14 protein-coding genes are annotated in these 17,936 nt (G+C 54.4%); 2 read left to right on the top strand and 12 right to left on the bottom strand.

What is annotated here, in order from left to right; all coding sequences use genetic code 11:
* Positions 1 to 63: 63 nt before the first annotated feature.
* Together mobA and ACTHPM_RS17875 are read right to left on the bottom strand one after the other, a co-directional pair.
* Positions 64 to 711 carry a molybdenum cofactor guanylyltransferase gene (gene mobA, locus ACTHPM_RS17880; protein ID WP_440396402.1) on the bottom strand — a complete coding sequence of 216 codons (648 nt, stop codon included), beginning with the start codon at positions 709 to 711 and terminating at the stop codon, positions 64 to 66.
* A complete protein-coding gene (locus ACTHPM_RS17875) occupies positions 708 to 887 on the bottom strand; it encodes a hypothetical protein (protein WP_440396403.1) in 180 nt (59 codons plus the stop codon). Before ACTHPM_RS17875 ends, mobA begins: the two co-directional genes overlap by 4 nt.
* A 14-nt stretch (positions 888 to 901) precedes the next feature.
* Between ACTHPM_RS17875 and ACTHPM_RS17870 the strand changes: the two genes are divergently transcribed.
* Positions 902 to 2,146, top strand: a complete 1,245-nt coding sequence (locus tag ACTHPM_RS17870) for an MFS transporter (RefSeq protein WP_440396404.1) — start codon at positions 902 to 904, stop codon at positions 2,144 to 2,146.
* Positions 2,147 to 2,221: 75 nt separating this feature from the next.
* Here the strand turns inward: ACTHPM_RS17870 and ACTHPM_RS17865 are convergent, their stop codons facing one another.
* Positions 2,222 to 3,919, bottom strand: coding sequence for a glutamine--tRNA ligase/YqeY domain fusion protein (locus ACTHPM_RS17865; RefSeq protein WP_440396405.1), 1,698 nt, complete (start codon positions 3,917 to 3,919; stop codon positions 2,222 to 2,224).
* A gap of 252 nt (positions 3,920 to 4,171) precedes the next feature.
* Between ACTHPM_RS17865 and ACTHPM_RS17860 the strand changes: the two genes are divergently transcribed.
* The gene (locus ACTHPM_RS17860; RefSeq protein WP_440396406.1) at positions 4,172 to 4,720 is read left to right on the top strand and encodes a GNAT family N-acetyltransferase; all 549 of its coding nucleotides are present in this window, start codon (positions 4,172 to 4,174) and stop codon (positions 4,718 to 4,720) included.
* Between the two features lie 97 nt (positions 4,721 to 4,817).
* Here the strand turns inward: ACTHPM_RS17860 and ACTHPM_RS17855 are convergent, their stop codons facing one another.
* The 9 genes from ACTHPM_RS17855 to ACTHPM_RS17815 all read right to left on the bottom strand — a co-directional run bounded on the left by ACTHPM_RS17855 (position 4,818) and on the right by ACTHPM_RS17815 (position 17,812).
* Positions 4,818 to 5,492 (bottom strand): MOSC domain-containing protein, encoded by a 675-nt coding sequence (locus tag ACTHPM_RS17855; protein WP_440396407.1) that lies wholly within the window; start codon positions 5,490 to 5,492, stop codon positions 4,818 to 4,820.
* 109 nt (positions 5,493 to 5,601) lie between these two features.
* Positions 5,602 to 6,390 (bottom strand): SDR family oxidoreductase, encoded by a 789-nt coding sequence (locus ACTHPM_RS17850; protein ID WP_440396408.1) that lies wholly within the window; start codon positions 6,388 to 6,390, stop codon positions 5,602 to 5,604.
* A 402-nt stretch (positions 6,391 to 6,792) separates the two neighbouring features.
* Entirely contained in the window at positions 6,793 to 7,317 is a 525-nt protein-coding gene (locus ACTHPM_RS17845; protein WP_440396409.1) for an N-acetyltransferase family protein, read from the bottom strand.
* Between the two features lie 57 nt (positions 7,318 to 7,374).
* A complete protein-coding gene (locus ACTHPM_RS17840) occupies positions 7,375 to 8,601 on the bottom strand; it encodes an MFS transporter (RefSeq protein WP_440396410.1) in 1,227 nt (408 codons plus the stop codon).
* A gap of 172 nt (positions 8,602 to 8,773) precedes the next feature.
* The gene (locus ACTHPM_RS17835; RefSeq protein WP_440396411.1) at positions 8,774 to 10,840 is read right to left on the bottom strand and encodes a molybdopterin-containing oxidoreductase family protein; all 2,067 of its coding nucleotides are present in this window, start codon (positions 10,838 to 10,840) and stop codon (positions 8,774 to 8,776) included.
* 414 nt (positions 10,841 to 11,254) lie between these two features.
* Positions 11,255 to 15,253: a DUF5722 domain-containing protein gene (locus tag ACTHPM_RS17830; RefSeq protein WP_440396412.1), complete on the bottom strand. Its 3,999-nt coding sequence runs from the start codon at positions 15,251 to 15,253 to the stop codon at positions 11,255 to 11,257.
* A gap of 428 nt (positions 15,254 to 15,681) precedes the next feature.
* On the bottom strand, positions 15,682 to 16,512 hold the full coding sequence (locus tag ACTHPM_RS17825) for a formate/nitrite transporter family protein (RefSeq protein WP_440396413.1): 831 nt from the start codon (positions 16,510 to 16,512) through the stop codon (positions 15,682 to 15,684).
* Between the two features lie 109 nt (positions 16,513 to 16,621).
* Positions 16,622 to 16,795 (bottom strand): hypothetical protein, encoded by a 174-nt coding sequence (locus ACTHPM_RS17820; protein WP_440396414.1) that lies wholly within the window; start codon positions 16,793 to 16,795, stop codon positions 16,622 to 16,624.
* A gap of 30 nt (positions 16,796 to 16,825) precedes the next feature.
* Positions 16,826 to 17,812: a zinc-binding dehydrogenase gene (locus ACTHPM_RS17815; RefSeq protein WP_440396415.1), complete on the bottom strand. Its 987-nt coding sequence runs from the start codon at positions 17,810 to 17,812 to the stop codon at positions 16,826 to 16,828.
* Positions 17,813 to 17,936 lie beyond the last annotated feature (124 nt).

The raw sequence follows: 17,936 nt of genomic DNA, 5'->3' as shown, positions 1-17,936 counted from the left end.
TAATGGAATGTTCATAATTGAGTTTCGCTTTTTTGACATATCCGGCAAAAAAAGAGGAGGCCCTCAGCCCTCCTCCTCTTCATGCTCCTGCTTGCGAACTGCCAGCTCATAATCCTCCGGGCTGTTCATATTGAAGAACACATGGCCAGCGTCCCGTCCGGTAGCCCGGGCCACGTCCTCCTCGGAAACGTACCGGACCTCCAGCTGTTCAAGCCAGTCCGTCATCCGCAATTTTCCGCTTTGAAGTGACTCCTCGAGCGCGGGAAGGGCACTTACGTGGTACGCGGCAAGCAGAGGCTGAACCCTGCCCTGCTCCACAGGAATTACGGCTTGGCAGCCCTGCACTCCCGTATGGAAGGTCTCTGCCTCGTTTGCCGCATCCCGCAGGAAGCCGAACAGCTCCCGAGGTACGAAGGGCATGTCGCAGGCCGCCACGAGAATCCAAGGCGTCTTCGTCGCTTGCAGCGCCGCATGTATGCCAGATAAGGGTCCCTGGCCCGGCAACAGGTCCGGCACGATCGTCCGGCCAAAATCTTGGTAGGCTTCACGGTCGTTCGCCGCGATCCATACATCCTCGGCCACCCCGGACATGGCGGAGATCAACGTCTCCATGACTTTCCTTGAGCCGACGGTAAGCAGCGCTTTATTCGTGCCCATCCGGCTCGATCTGCCGCCAGCCAATACAACGCCCGTTACTTTCGTCTGATTCATAAGATCACTTCCTTTGCAGCTTCGTCCGGATGCACCTTGGTTGGTTCACGGGCATCCACCATAATCCGTTTAAAAAAAACGCAACTGGATACTTTAACAATTATTGGTTTGTATCCCTTTTCAACAAATGATAAAGTGAGGTTGGTAGCTTGTAAAAAGCCACTTTCGATTTTCATTCGGTCGGAAAGGAATGTGCAACGTGCAGGATCCCGTAAATAAACAGTCCAAGCTGCTGCCGCTTAAGGCGTTTAACTTTTTAATCTACGGCACGATGGTGATCTTCACCAGCTTTTTTCAATTATACCTGCAGGACGCGGGTATGAACAAACTCGAAATCGGCAGCTTGATGGCGCTGGGTCCCTTTGTGTCTCTGATCGCGAATCCTTTCTGGACATTCTGGAGTGACCGGCTGCAAAATACGAGGCGCATTCTGCTGCTCATGATGATCGGAACCCTGCTGCTCATTCAGTTCGTATTTCATGCGGGGACGTACAATATGATCTACCTGGCGATGATCTTGTTCTTCTTTTTCCAGAGCCCGCTCTTCGCCCAAAGCAATACGCTGATTCTCGGATATATCGCAGACAAGCCGCAGCATTTCGGTTCCTATCGCAACTGGGGCTCCATCGGCTGGGCCGTTATTGCCGTATCCGCGGGGCTGCTCCTTGACCGGATCGGCATTTCCCGCCTGTCTTTTCTGGTCACGGGCATCCTGCTGCTTGCCATCGGCATGGTTCTGGTGCTCCCCAAGTTGAAGGCTGCCTCGGAAACGCCGCCCATACGCCTCAGAGGCTTCGGAAAAATTGCCGTCAATCGTTATTTTGTCGCTTTCATTCTGCTCGGCATCCTGGTCTCGGTGCCCAATGTCATGAACAATACGTTTATGTCGCTATATATTACAGAGCTTGGGGGCTCCAAGACGATGGTGGGACTCGCCATGTTCCTGTCATCCTTCCTTGAAGTCGCCGTGCTTATGCTGTTTCATCGTTATCTCAAGCGCTCCCTTTCGACGCTGATCGGCTGTCTTGCCATCGTGAGCGTGCTCTTCTGCGTACGATGGCTGCTCATGGCAGGCGCTACGCACCCGCTTGAGGTGGCGATCATCCAGATCATGCACTGCATTACCTTCGGGGGGTACTTCTTCGTCGGCACCCAGTTCATCAGCCAGCTGGTCCCTCCGCTGCACCGCGCCTCGGCCCAGTCGCTGTTCACCTTGACCTGGGGCGGCATTTCCGGCATGATCGGAAGCCTGGCCGGCGGGTGGCTGTTCCAGAACTTCGGCGGTGCGGCCATGTATAACACCGGCTTTATGCTGGCGATGTTCGGAGCGGCCGGCTTCGGCATCATGTGGTACTGGCTTCGGGTTCAGGGACATCATCCCAAGCAAGGCTCCCCTGAGGAGGAAGTTGAAGAGTTGTTTGAAGAATATCGTTAAACGAAAAAGCCAGTGCGCTATAGAGAGCACTGGCTTTTTGTCGTTGTTCTCCCGATCAGGACAAGGAGATGCGTATTATTTAGGGAGCTGGAAGGAGCTCTTCATGGATACGATCAGGTTGAAGACCGGCTTTCCAGGTTCGGAATGCTTCGGATCAACGTTAAAATATCCATGGCGGAAGAATTGGAACTTATCCTGCGGCTTCGCTTCCTTCATCTCCGGCTCCACGAATCCATGCAGAATCTCCAAGGAGTTCGGATTGATTTCATCCAGGAAGGTCTTCTCAACCTTCTCGGTTTCCTCCACGCCTTCCTCTGCTTCGACGGCCTCGTCTTCCTTCGGCTTAATCAGCGGCTCGTACAAGCGGAACTCCGCCGGCACCGCATGGGAAGCCTCCACCCAGTGAATCGTCCCTTTCACCTTCCGGCCGGTAAATCCGGTACCGCTCTTCGTTTCGGGATCATAGGTGCAGTGAATCTCGGTGACGTTGCCGTCCGCATCTTTGATAAAGTCGTTGCACTTGATGAAATAGGCGTTTTTCAAACGGACTTCGTTGCCCGGGAACAAACGGAAATATTTGTTCGGCGGATTCTCCATGAAATCGTCCTGCTCGATGTAGATCTCGCGCGAGAACGGAATTTGGCGGCTGCCCATGTCCGGATTCTCCGTGTTGTTCTCGGCCTCAAGCCATTCGACCTGGCCTTCAGGGTAGTTCGTGATCACCACTTTGAGCGGCTTCAGCACGGCCATCGTGCGCGGCGCCTTCAGCTTCAGGTCTTCGCGTACGAAATGCTCCAGCATTTGCAGATCGATCAGTCCCTGGCTTTTGGAAATGCCCGTTTCGTACACGAAGCTGCGGATCGCTTCCGGCGTGTAGCCGCGGCGGCGAAGCCCGGAAATCGTCGGCATGCGCGGGTCGTCCCAGCCATCCACGATCTTCTCGTCCACGAGCAGCTTCAGCTTGCGCTTGCTGGTGAGCGTCTGCGCCACATTGAGCCGTCCGAACTCATATTGATGCGGGGTGCACTGCATTTCGCTTTCCGCGATCACCCAGTCATAGAACGGACGCTGATCCTCGAACTCCAGGGAGCAGAGGGAGTGCGTGACGCCCTCGATCGCATCCTCCAGCGGATGGGCAAAGGCATACATCGGATAAATGCACCACTTGTCCCCCGTATTATGGTGAGCGACATGGGCAATCCGGTAAATGACGGGATCACGCAGGTTGATGTTCGGCGAGCTCATGTTGATTTTGGCTCTGAGCACCTTTTCGCCGTCCTTGAATTCGCCTGCGCGCATCTTGCGGAACAGCTCCAGGTTCTCTTCCACGCTGCGGTCACGGTAAGGGCTGTTCTGGCCCGGTTCGGTCAGCGTGCCGCGCGTTTCGCGGATTTGATCAGCGCTTTGGTCGTCTACATAAGCTTTGCCCTTTTGGATCAGGAGCTCGGCGCGCTTGTACATTTCTTCGAAATAATCCGATGCGAAGCGTTTTTCCGCCCAGTCATAGCCCAGCCACTTCACGTCTTCCTCGATCGATTTGACGTATTCGACATCTTCCTTCATCGGATTCGTATCGTCAAAGCGGAGGTTCGTCATACCGCCGAATTCCTGGGCAAGCGTAAAGTTAATCCAAATGGCTTTGGCATGTCCGATATGCAAATAACCGTTAGGTTCCGGCGGAAAGCGCGTGATCACTTTCTGGACTTTGCCGGACTCCAGGTCATCCGTAATTACGTTTTTGATAAAATTGGAGGGGGTGCTTGGTTTCTCCACAGTAATCAACCTTTCATCCTGAATTATGTCCGCCCGTTCATAGAATGAATCGATCGCAGTCTCCTGCTCCACTCTATATCTATTCTGTATAAGCGTTTCATTTAAATATACCTGTAATGACCCGATAGTTCAATGATTCGGACTTTTTGCGCTTTGACGGCAGGCCCGGGAATAAGGTAGCATGGTAACGATAACCAAAAAGCGCGGCAAACCGCCTCTCCCATCCTCCGCAGAAAGAAGGTTTGAAATTATATGTTTACATATCCTCTGGACGATCATATTGTACTGCAGCCGCTGGCGCTGCAGCATGCCCGCCCGCTGTTCATCCTGACCAACCGCTCGCGCGAGACGCTGCGCGAATGGCTTCCTTGGGTCGATGCGATTACGGAAGTGGAGCATACGGCGAATTTCGTGAAAAACGCGATCAAGCAGGGCGCCGAGACCGGCGCCATTTCGGCTGGCATCTGGGCGGACGGCGAGCTCGCGGGCCTGATCAGCTTCCATGAGATCAACTGGCATAACCGCTCGGTCAGCATCGGATACTGGCTCGGGCAGGAATATGTCGGTCAGGGCATCATGAGCAGCGCCTGCCGTGCTTTCGTAGATTACGCGCTGATGGATCTCGATCTGAACCGTGTCGAAATCCGCTGCGCCACGGGCAACCTGCGCAGCCGGGCCATACCGGAAAGACTGGGCTTCGTGCTGGAAGGAATCGTCCGCGAGGCGGAGCAGCTGCCGCAGGGCTACGTGAACCACGCGATCTACGGCATGATCCAAAGCGAATGGAAGCTCCTTCGTTAAGTCTTCGCCCTATGTGAAAAAGACCGCTGCTGTCCGGTGTAATCACCGAAGCAAGAGCGGTCTTTTGCGGCTGTTATGGAGGTCGATTCGAAGGCTATTACATCTGCGGCTCCGATGCCCCCAGCCATTCTGTGAAGGAAGCCTTCACGTTCGGCGCAAGGGCGTCGACTTCCAGCATCCGTTTCAGCGTCTCCCGGTCCGCCTGAGCACGCCCCAGTGCCTGCTGCTTCAATACAGAAGCTACCGTCACCTGCGCCGGGTGGGAAGAACGCTTCACAATGGCGGATTCCTTGCTTAAATGCCCCTCTTGGAGCACCCGCAGGTAGAAACCGCTGTATCCCGTGTCCAGCACGCGCGCCGGAAAATCCTTGACCGCGTGCTTGCTCGATATTTTGAAGCAGGGAAAGCGCGGCTGGCTCACCTGAACCACTACGTCTCCGATTTCGAAGATGTCTCCGATGCACACCTCTGTCTCGAGCAATCCCGTTACCGTCAAGTTTTCGCCGAATGCGGAAAGATCAAGCTGCCGGTCAAGCTCCTGCTCCCAGTAAGCATAATGCTCGTAGGGATACACGCAAACCGCCTTGTCGGGGCCGCCGTGATTCCTTAGGTCTGCCTGCCCGTCACCTTCCATTTGCGTGCTGCCAACAAAGACATCCCCTTCAACGGGATGCTTATAGATGCCCGTTGTCAGCGGCTTGCCCATATACTCGACCGTAACGGGCTTACCCGTATTTACGGACACGATGCCGTACCCGAGCGTTTCCTCCATCCTGAATCAGTCCCTTGTATGTATTTTTCATTCCATCATATCAAAAGGGGGCTGATCCTCTCAAAGGAAATTTTAAAAAGGGCATGCGCACACGCATCCCTGATTTAAGTTAATATAAGGCCTCGACCAGACCGCCGTCGATGACCAGCGTGCTGCCGGTAATATAGCTGTTCACGCCGGAGAGCAGGAATACGACGGCCTTGGCGAACTCTTCAGGCTCACCGTATCTGCCAAGCGGAATCTCGCGCTGCGACTGTTCTTTCATCTCCTCTGCGGAAATACCCTTCGCCTCCGCTTTGCTCGCATCCAGCTGCTTGATGCGGTCCGTAGCAATGCGGCCCGGCGCAACGGTATTCACCAGAATGCCGTACTGAGCCAGCTCCTGCGACAGCGTCTTGCTCATGCCTGCGACACCCGTCCGGAACGTGTTGGAAAGGATCAGGCCGGGAATCGGCTGCTTGATTGAGCTTGAGGTCAGGTTAACGATGTGGCCGCCCTTCTCCTTCATATGCGGCAGCGCGCAGCGGATTGTCCGCACGTAGCTGAGCAGATTCAGCTGAAACGCCTTCTCCCAGTCCTCGTCCGTAAACGATTCGAAAGTGCCCGCCGGCGGGCCTCCTGCATTATTGACCAGAATATCAATTCTGCCGAATGTTTCGGCCGTATACCGGATCAGCCCTTCCACTTCATGCGGTATCGTGATATCCGCTGCGTAGTACTCGACCGTTCCGGAGCCCAGCTTCTGCAGCTCCTGCTGCACAGCCTCAAGCTTGTCGTCGCTGCGGCTGCTGATCATGACGTCTGCGCCCTCCTTCACGAGCTCTGCGGCAATCGCTTTGCCGAGACCCTGGCTGGAGGCGATGACCAGCGCCTTTTTGCCTTGAAGATGCAAATCCATTATGACAACCCCTTTTCTTGAATATATAAATTATAAATCTTTTATTTGTAATTGAAATGCTGCGATGTTCCCTGAATAAAAAGACACAGATAACCTACATTACACCATTCAGAACCGGGACAAACAGGAAAAATATACTAAATGCCGGCTGTGTATCCTGCAATCGTCTATCGGCATATTTCCAAGTAACCAGACCGCGCTTCAGGTTATTTCTCCTAGCGGGATACGGATGTCCAGCCCCGGATGGTTATATCTTCTCTCTTATGAAAAAGGACCTTCACTTGGTGAAAGTCCTGCATTCACTGTATTCAGTTAAGCATAAGTCCGCCACGGCAAAATATCAAATGCTGGTCCCTAAACGGTTAAATAGACCTTAGTCCGTCTATCCTAACAGCGAATCGTCTATCCTAACAGCGGCTTGTTTGTTGCGCCTTTCAAAAAAAAGCTCATCCAGACTTCATCGACATACATTCCATCGATCCAATATTCGTCCATAAGCCGCCCTTCCTCCACGAATCCGCATTTGCGGTAAAAAGCGATGGCGCCGGTATTGGTCGAGAGCACGCGCAGCCGAAGCTTCAGCTTGCCCTCCTGCGCTGCACGCGCCTTGGCGGCTTCGATCAGCCGGGTCCCGATCCCCTCGCGCTGATGCGCCGGATGGACGGCGATATGGATCTCGTACACGTGGCTGTTGCCGGCAAGGTTCGTCGGATGGCGGAAACCGACATATCCACACAGAACGCCGCCCACTTCGGCTACCAGCTGGGATGCCGGGGGGCAATGCTGGAGGAAGTCCTCACGCGACGGCCATTCGAGCGGTTCGGGAGCCGTGCGGTCCGTCCACACCATGGCATCGAGATCCATTAGAGCCCGGGCGTCCTTCATCTGTGAGAATCGGATGGTTAATGTCTGCTGCTGAAGCTTCATGGCTTACACCTCTTTTTCAGGGAAACATATCGTATATAATGGGCCTGCATCGTTCAATCAGCTGCCGATCGACTCGGCCAGCGAGCGTTCTGCCGCCCGGTTGCGCACCGAGTGGACAATGAAGCAGGCAACGGCCACGACGGCGATGACGATGGAAAGCCTTGCCACCGGCTGAAGTCCCCCCTGGTCGTATAGTATGCCCATGAAATAAGGCCCTACCATGCGGCCGAGCGCGGTCATGCCGCCTGTCAGACCGATATAGAACGGAGCCGCCTTAAAGGCATGGTCCGATATAAAGGCTGGCACCGCCGGCGAAATGAGCATTTCTCCCAGCGTGGCCAGCACCATCGCGAGAATCAAGCCCGGGTAGCTTGGCAATAGCAGGATGACGATGTAAGCCGCCAAATAAAAGACGCCGCTCGCTGTCATCTGAGCCGAGGATTCTCTGGCGAACCACCGCTTGATCAGCGTCGTTACCGGCTGTGCCACGAAGATCAGAATCCCGTTCAAGGTCCACAGGAAGCCGTAGGCGCTTTTGTTCATGCCTTCGGATATAATATGCGGCGATACGCCGGTGTTCCAGATCGAGTTGCCGAACCACAGGAACAGCGAGCCAAGACCGAGATACAAATAGATGCGCGTGTTGCCGAGCAGCGCCGGAACGCTTTCCCTGGCTTCGGGTTTGTTTTTCTTCTCCAGATGCACCGGACCTTCCTGCTTGTCCAGCCGGTTCAGGTAGTTCAGGAAGAACATGGCGAACACGGCGGAGGTGACCCCGTTCAGAACAAAGGTCAAATGGTAAGACACATCGGCAAGGAAGCCGCTCAGCGCCGTGCCCAGCGCAACCCCGATGTTGTTGGCGACATAGATGACGTTGAACAGTTCGCCGCGCCGATCCGCAAAGCGAAAACCGACAAACGCCTGAATGGCAGGCATGGAAACGGCATTGCACAGTCCGATGAAGCCCATCATGACCATAAATATCACCCAATGGGAGCTGATCAGGGGCAGTGCGAACAGTCCGAGCGCATTCAGTCCCAAGGAACCGACAATGAGGCGCTTAACACCCACTCGGTGGTACAGCGCGCCGCCCAGAAGCTGCCCGATAATGCCGCCGAAGGCCTGAATCATGATGACCAGGCCTGCATCGGCCATGCTGCGGCCGAGCTCGTCAAAGACATACATGGTGATGAGCGGCCACATCAGCGATCCTCCGGCGGAATTGATTAAGCTGGCTGCAAGAAAGATTTTGACTTCCTTCGGATAGGATTGCAAAAATTTCATATTTATTTGTCTCCTGTTTATGCAAATTACGATAAGCAGTGATGCGTTCTGCCTTCATGGACGATGATTTGGGTACATAAACCACGAAAAGCCCCAAAGGGGCTTTTAAGGGTAGGTCCGTTTCATGTCCCAGAACCAGTATCCATCATTATGGCAGTCCGGGCAATACTTCTCACTGCCGCTTTACCTGGGCAACGGTAGAAAAGAAAGTGGCTCCGCCGCCCATGTCGGCCAGCCGCTCCGATGTCAATCGGTTGGCCCGCTGCTTGCTGCCTTGGCCGTCCCACCACAAACCTTGGCTGACGACCGTTCCCGGCAGCATTTTATCGGTCACGTTGGCCTTCAATTCCAGCTGACCCCGCCCGTTAAATATAATGACCCGATCCCCATCGGCAATTCCGCGTTCCGCCGCATCCTGCGGATGAATCTGCAGCTGCGGCTCTTTCTCCAGCCGCTGATGCTTCTCCACGTTCGCGAAGGTGGAGTTGAGAAAGTTATGATTCGGCGGCGAGATGAACATCAGCGGATGCTCCTCATCCTTGCCCGGACGGCTCAGGCCATCGTAACCCTCCTGCAGCGGCATGTACTCCGGAAGCGGCGGCAAGCCTGCCTCCCGCATGGACTCGGAATACAGCTCGATCTTGCCCGAAGGCGTGCCCAGGCGCTCCAGATAAGAAGCCTGCGGCGTCATGTCCAGCTTCACGAAGCGCTTCTCCTTCAGCGCCTCGAGGGTCACGCCGTTCAAATAAGGGTTGTCCGGGTAGTTCAACGCGCCTGCGATCATGTCTTCCTCCGATTCGGAGAAGGCCTGCTCATCCAGTCCCATCGCCCGTCCCAGCATGGCGAACAGCTCCACGTTGCCCTTCGCTTCGCCCAGCTTGCCGATCACCGGCTCCTGCAGCTGCACGTAATGATGCCAATAAGAGCTGTACAGCTCGGTCGTTTCAAAGGAAGAAGCCGCAGGCAGCACGATATCCGCATATTTGGCCGTATCGGTCATGAACAGGTCATGCACGACCGTAAACAGGTCCTCCCGCGCGAAACCGGCCTGTACCCGCTCCGTGTCCGGCGCAACCACCAGCGGGTTGCTGCAGTAGACGAAGACGGAGCGGATCGGCTGCTCCTTCATCTCGAGCGCTTCCGCGATCCGGTTCATGTTGATCGTGCGCGCCTGCGGATTCGGCCGCAAATCCGGCCGTTCGAGATAATCGCTGTCCATGGCGTTGTATCCGCCGTTCGTCTTGACCGCGCCGCCGCCCTTCTTCAGCCATTGGCCGGTCAGGGCCGGCAGGCAGGCGATGCTGCGCACGTTCATGCCTCCGTTGTCATGATGCTGAAGCCCGTTGCCGATGGCGATGTATGATACGGCCGCTTCTCCGTACATACGGGCCAGCTTCTCAATATCTTCAGCAGGTACGCCCGTAATGGATGCCACATGGTCCGGCGTATAGCGCTTCACATGCTCGCGGAGCTCCTCATGCCCCACGGCATACTGCTGCAGAAAGGCTTCATCCGTCAAGCCGTCCCTGAACAGGACATGCATGACGCCGAGCGCCAGCGCCGTATCCGTGCCGGGATACAGCGGAATGAACCAGTCCGCCCACTGGGCCGTACGGTTCTGATGCACATCGATGACGATCACCTTGGCACCGCGCTTGCGCGCCTTCTCGGCGTATACGACCTGGTGCATGTTCGTGCTCATCAGATTGCCGCCCCAGACGAGGATCAGATCCGCAAACTCCGTATCCTCCGGCGACGTTCCGCCCTTGAAGCCCATCGTATATTTCCAGCCGGCATTCCCTGCGGAATTGCATATCGCCTGATCCAGCCGGCTTGCGCCGAGCGCATTGAAGAACCGGCGGTCCATGCCATCCACGCTGAGAATCCCCATATTGCCGTAAAAGCTGTAGGGCAGAATGGATTCAGGTCCATGTTCTGCGATCAGCACGCGATACCGGTCCGCAATTTCCTGTACCGCTTCCTCCCACGAAATGCGGGTAAATTCCCCCGAGCCCTTCGGACCCGTCCGTTTCAAAGGATAGAGAACCCGTTCTTTATGATAAATCCGCTCCGTCATATTGCGGACCTTATTGCAGATAGCCCCCTGCGTGATGGGATGCTCCGGATTGCCGGTAACCTTCACGATTTTGCCGTCTTCCTTATGCAGCAGCAGGCCGCATGTATCCGGGCAGTCCAGCGGGCACACCGCCGGGAACACGCCGTTTTGCTGTTCGATCATTCCCGCTCCACTCTCCTCTGGTTTCCCATGTTGATTCGTTCTTTCTTCCATCTTAATCGGCGGAACTAAATTGCGCAAAAGAAAATCGAAATCGGCTGTTTCATTTTCCGGAGGACCGGGTAAACAACAAATAAGAGCATAACGCATTGGGACGACTACTCGTTCCGCCAGCTATGCCATATCATGGACCACTCCCAAAAAAAATTCGCCATGTAAAGTTTCGTTCCCCCGAACTTTATCATGGCGAATTTTGTTTTGTCATTCATCTTTGTTTGTCATTCATCATTGGATGTCACTGAGATAGATCGGTGTCGGTGTAGGTCCTCACGTCGATGCCATGGAAAGAAGAATGCATAAGAAGAACCGGCCGCCTCCTTGAGAGCGGCCGGTTCTTTCCTATATTAACTCCAGTGTTTACTTGGCGTAGCCGATATAATCCAATTGAAATTCCGGCTGCCAGGCCATCGTATTGCCGACGGCCCGAAATCCGATTTCGACGGAGGCGACTTGCCCCCTGCCGTCCCAATCCGCAATGCTGCCTTCGATCCGGCTCCAGGAATCGGGAGCGGAAGGCGCGGCAATCGTTCTCGTCGATCCGTCGCTCGCGGTCAGAATCGCTCTCGTCTCATACGTAGCGTTCGGAACACCGCCGTACGAATCGATGTAATAGAAGAAACGCGATGCTTGGGACATATCGATCGGCGTTGCAGGCGTCACCTTAACGGACTTCCATTCGGTAGCCGCAGCCGCCTCCGCTTTGACATTGAGCACATAGCTTCCGAGCTTCGGCGTCCCGGGTGCATTTGGAAAGCTCTGCACCGGGGCGGCCGAGGCGACGCGGGATGCGCCCTTCCATCCTTCCGCACTGTTCTCGAAGTTGTAGAGGAGCTTCTCGCCCGCCGGAACCGTTCCCTCGCCATTGTCCTTTACAGCGGCGAGGGCTTTTACGATCTCCGTGTTGCGGTATTTAAAAGTCACGTTTACGCTGCCCTGTGCAGGCGGTGTGTACTCTTCCACCGTCAGCGTGAACGTCTTCGATTCCCCCGGCTTGATCTTATTCACATGCAGCTTGTCGGACGAGAACCGGACGGCCTCCGAAGTCACCTGGATGTTTCCGGTCAAATCCTTGTCGTCATAGTTCGTGACGGTTACCTCAAGCGCCGATCCTGCCTGAAGTCCATCCACCCCTAGCTTCGCAGCGATGTCCAGGTTGACCTGGCCCTCCTGCCCGTTCGCCGGCTTGGCGAACGAGACGCTGTCGATCAGGAAGGAGCCCCTCCAGCGATCCGTCGTCGGCGTATTCATCCATACCTTCACCCGGTCAATGGATTGGACACCGGTCCAGCCGGACAAGTCCATCGATACATATTCCCATTCTCCAGGCTGATTCAGGGCAACCACGCCTTCGGCAGACTGCGCGCCGCTGTACACCTTGATCTTGGCGTAATACGGCTTTTGCGCAGCGGCGTCATTGACCTTCAAGGCCAGGTTCAGGGCCGGCGACTTCGCCGCATCCACGGCTTCAGCAAGCTTTACATCCGCACCGCGCCATATTTTGCCAATTTCGTCGAAGTTGACCTGCAAAGCACCGTTGCCTTCATACGCGTAGGAATTCGTTTGCTGGATGCTGCTGCTGTTGTCCGCCAGCGTCCAGCCGCCCGTTCCATTTTCAAAATCCGCTACCGAACTTCCGCCCTTTGCCTTCTTAGGCAGGCTCACAGGCGCAGAGAACGGAACGGCACGATCGGCAAGCGCCTTCGCGTCAAAGTTCGGAATCACGTCATTCCAAGATTGGATGCCGATAATCTTCTTGGCAAAATCCGTGGCTGCAAGCGATTGTGCCGTATCAATGTCACGGAAGACATTGTAGGAGACCTTTTTCTGATCCGGCGTTGCAATTTCGCCTTTCAGGTTGGTCCAAAGCCCGAGATTCAGCCCGCCCTCCTGTGCGTGGTCGACATGGCGATGAAGAATGAAGGAATCGATGCCGTCCAGAAATTTGACTTTATAATACGCATACGCATAGGCTGCGGCCTGAATTTGCTGCGATTCAAGGGTATTGTCGAGACTGTGGAAGCCCTGCTCGGACAGGATGATCCGGCGCGGCTCCCCGTTATAGAGATAGGCGTGCTGCCGCAGGTAGTCGACCAGAACCTGCAAGTTTTTGAAGGTAATCTGTTCCGTTTCGAAGGAATCGGTCGCTGCCTTGTCATTCCAGAATCTCGGCTCCATCAGGTTCTCCGGATAAGGGTGGAACGCCATATGCCAGGGAATATCCCCCTGCTGCTTCAAATTCTTGGACAAGAGCTCGACCAAATCCTTGTTGTCGTACTTCCATAAAGAGTCCGAAGGCAGGTTCGTTTCCCAGAAATGGTCCAGCGACACGTATACCCGCCCCTGGCTGTAATTGCTGCGTACGATAGTATCCGTCAGGCGGAGTGTGCGCGCGTAGTCTTCAACGTATTCATAGATGGTTTTCGGTCCCATGTTGTTCCAGGTCTTGTTCTCGCCGACCTCATTGCCCACGATATAATTCACGGCTCTTCCATAGGCTTCATCGGCGCGTGTATACCGCTCTGCCAGGAAATTCGTGACGGCACTGTAATACCCGACGCCTTCGGCCGTCTTCGTGTTTACGGCATACACCGTTCCGTTCGGCTCCGAATCGGGATGGATCAGGATGCTGTTCGGCGTATTCGGATCGAGATTGCGGTACATGATCAGGATCAGTGACACGATCGTATCGTTGTCGGACAGGCTTTTTACCCGGCGGTCCAGATCCAGTACGGTGCTTTTCTTGAAATAATAAGTTTTGCCTTGGAACTCATACGGAATCGTGTTGTCCGGCTTGCTGTTCGTCAGATAGAGCATCTGATCGTATGCGACGTTGAGCGCGGCATGGCTGATTCCCAGATCCTCGGCATCATCGGTGAACTGGACCTGCAGGCCCTTCTTGCTCTTCGCTTCCGGAAAATCATACGTGTTCGGAGCGATGAGCTCCGGATTCACGATATACTGCGGGGCATCCACCCACTGCAGCTCGCCCCCGCTTTCCACCGCGACGCCGAATTTGGAATACAGCCGGCTGCGATCCGCATCCTTCAGAGGAGCTTCGAATGCAAAAGAAGCCTGCAGGGGACGGGAGTCCAGCAGCGTTCGCTCCGCATCCGGCTTCGCCGGGTCGGCATACGTCGGCATTTCGTACAGCTGAAGCTGTCCGTCCGGATACTTGGTTAGGAATTCCTCCTTCACCGTTCCATCCAGCTTAATGCTGCCGTTCGCGCTGATCGACGCTGAATTCAGGCTGCCGATATAGGCGGGCGGAAGGGCAGGCATCTGCTTGAACTCCACTCCGTCGATCTGCACGGCGCCGCCTTCACCCGCCTGAAGAACAGGCTCAAGTCGGATGCTGCGGAGCGTTCCCTTCCACGCCGGCTGTCCGGACAGGTTGAAATCATAAGTGGTGAGAGGGCTGCCGGGCTCTACCTCGAAGATTTGGGATTTCTCCTCGCTGTATTCCGGGTCCTCGGCCGTTGTCCAGGACAATTTCAATGCGGCTGCAGGCGTGGCATTCGCCAGCTTCACCGAGAGAGCGTTGCGCTGATCGAGCGGAAGGGCGAATTCCCCCGACGACAGGGCATCGCCCGCTTCGCCAAGCTGCCACTGCAGCTGCCCGCCGGCTGCCTTCACCGTGCCCGATGCCGCGGTAAATCCCTCCGTGTCCCCTTCGGTATTAAACTGCATATCCATCACGTTCGTCGCCACGACCCTGTCGATCTGGAATCGTCCGCCCCAGGAATCGTAGCCGGGCGCTCCCGGTTCGACCTTTTCCAGGTCAAAGTTATGCATGAACGAGATTTCAAGCTTCGTGACGGCTGCGCTGCCTTTCCAGGAAGAGATATCAACGAATACATGGCTCCAGGCATCGTTCTTCACCTTTGCATAAGATTCCTTGATGCCTTCGGGACTGTGCAGGCGAATGCGCAGCATATAGTCCGCAGGCTGCCAGCCCCAGTTGTTTTCGCTAAACGCCAGGTAACGGTAACCGCTCAAATCGAGGGGTTGGCCGAAATCACGGTAAATGGTTCTCCATTCATACACCTTGACCGGATTCGGCTGCTGCTCAAGCGCCCCGCTTCCCTCGGCGACAGAGCCCGGACCGTTCTGAATGCTCGTGACATAGCTGATACTCTTCGTATTCTCACCCTTGCGCCAAGTCGCTACATCCTCGGGGGTATTAAAATCGTTAATGATCTTCGCCGGATACACGTTAATACCGCTCCTGACATCCTCCGATGCTTTCAGGTCCGGATCATAAGCTCCGGCATGGGCTGCCGGCGGCAGGGAAATCAGGCTGAAAATCAGCGCCATCATCAGAGCTGCAGCCGTTACGGTTCTGAATTGCTTCTTCACGTACATAAGCCTCCTTTGCGCGTTCATCCGCTTATTCGTTTTGCTTCATCGGTTACGCATACGTTACATCCATCCCATCGCAGTAAGCGGCAGCACATCCTTTCTCTTAGCCGGAATCGCGCCTGACGGGTCCGTCCTCTTCCCGGATGATATTGCAGGCATGAACTCCGACCAATAAGTATACTTTTGTAATTTTTAAATATACAATATTATGTTAAATTCAAATTATGTATGCTTATATTAATCTTTTATCTTATTAAATGTAAACGGTACCAAAATCCTATTTTTAAAAAATCAGCAACCCATTAAAGATGGTCCCTTTTCTTAAAATGCTTGCGAAGCCCGTGATCTTCACACCGAAATAACAAAAAGAACCGGCTCGCCCCCAGCAGGGGTGAAACGGTTCTTATGCATACACAAACCATGTACTATGCGTGCTTACGCATTCCAGCCGGCTTGGTGCCGGCAACTTCCCTTGCGGCTGCCGGCTTGGCATCGCGCAAATATGAAGTCCAGTACGCCGCAGCCACGAAGACGACACCGCCGACGAGATTGCCGAGCAGGACGGGAATGAAGTTCATGAAGTAGTCGCCCCATGTAAAATGTCCCGCGAAAATGGCTGCCGGAATCAGGAACATGTTGGCGACAACGTGTTGGAACCCGATGGCAACGAACGCCATGGTCGGAAACCAGATGCCGAGGATCTTGCCGCCGAGACTGTCCGAGCCGTAACAGAGCCACACCGCCAGGGCGACCAGCCAGTTGCAGCCGATGCCCGAAACGAATGCCTGCAGGAAGCTGTCGTCCAGCTTATGTCCCGCCATATCCACCAGTTTATCCAGATAGGGGCCGCTCTCGGTCATCCCGGTGACATGCCCGAAGAAGTAGGCGACGAACAGCGCACCGGCAAAGTTGGCCACTAGCACCAACACCCAATTTTTCATAAGTTCAAGCGTCGTGACTTTCTTGGCCATCCGGGCCAGCGAGACGACCATCATATTGCCTGTCAGCAATTCCCCGCCCGCCAGCAGCACCAGAATCAGACCTGTCGGAAAGACGGCAGCTCCGATGAATCCGGCGAAAGAGCCCCATTCCTTCGGAGCGCTCGCAATGACGCGAATATCCAGCAAGAATCCGAGCGCGATGAACGCCCCAGCCAAAAATCCAAGCACCAGGACCGTCGGCAGCGGGTTATGCGCCTTCTTGATCCCTGTTTCAACGGTAAGTTCAGCAATCTGCTGAGGTTTGTAGGTAGCCATTATGTCCTCTCCTTTGCAATGCTCTATGGGAAGGATCACCATATGTAAAAATTAATCTGTCCAGTTTTGAACGAATCAGATATTTTGAATTCCTTTGCCTGATCTCTGATTAATTCCATTGTAAATGATTGGAGATGACTATAATGTGAAAACAATCACAATGTTTGAGGTTATTCATGTTTTCATCCCCGGCAGAAACAGAAGCGAGCAGCTGCACGTCGTTCAGACGCAACCAGGCTGCCCGCTTTTTCCCGAATCCGGACATTCGGCTTTGCTTTTCCATCACTTGGGATCTATTCCTTACCCTTGATGACTAGGGCTGCATTCTAACCATGATTTTACCGCGAACGTGGCGGCCTTTTAGCTTTTCCAAACCAGAAGGCAGCTCTTCCCGAGGAAGAACTTCGTTGATCATCGGACTCAGCGATCCTTCCTTCACTCTTCGCATTAATTCTTCCGCCATGAAGCTTAGGTTCTTCCTTGCACGGACGGAACCGCTACCGTGGGCTGCACCTAAATCCACCTCATGTATGGACGGAGAGAGAGAAAAGGATTTCATGTTGGATAGGTCAGGTCTTCCCGCTATATAGGCCAATTGACCGGAAAATGCCAACCGTTTCAAATCCTCTGTAGCTTCAGCTGCACTGATGGTATTAAAGATCAGATCAACACCCTCTTGATTCGTCTCCTCTAAAATCCGCTGGGTCACGTCTTCGGTTCTATAATCGATCGCAACGTCTGCACCAAGCGATTTAACCCATGAATGATTGGCAGATGAAGCGGTCGTGAACACCTTGAGACCTAGCTCTTTTGCCAATTGAATCGCAAAGCCTCCCACTCCCCCGGCTCCGCCATGAATTAATATCGTCTGCTTTTGTACAGAGTTCAACTTTAGAATCATGGCTTTATAAGCAGTCATTCCTGCACAAAGGATGGCCGCGGCCTCATCAAAGGAAACCTCTTCCGGAATTTTTGCGGCAGCAGCCGCATCGATCACGGTGTACTCTGCAAATGAACCCTTTTGGTTCAAATCGGTGTGACAAGCCACACGGTCTCCAACGCGGAATCCGGCAGCATGCTGCCCGACTTCTACAATCTCTCCGGCCAGGTCGACCCCGGTATAATGCGGATAGGTCCAATTCGGACGACCGGAATGAATCATTTTATAATCAACGGGATTAAGCGCCGTGCTGATAACCTTCACCACGAGTTGACCTTCACCGGCATGGACATCTGGTACGTCTTCCCACACAAGCTGTTCGATGCTGCTGCCGGGCTGTTTAATTAACCAAGCTTTCAACGGTTTCATCTCCTTAAAAAAGTACTTCCGCATAATATTCACTCATGGGCATACGTTATATTCCGCCATGAGGAAATAGTATAACGCTAGGGTACCGTTTCGGAAAGCAGGTACTTTTTAGTAC

It is taken from the genome of Paenibacillus sp. SAFN-054, assembly GCF_051966755.1.
GTDB lineage: Bacteria > Bacillota > Bacilli > Paenibacillales > Paenibacillaceae > Paenibacillus_AQ.
Note: the sequence above shows the minus strand (reverse complement) of the source record. Positions and strands in the feature narration are given on the sequence as shown.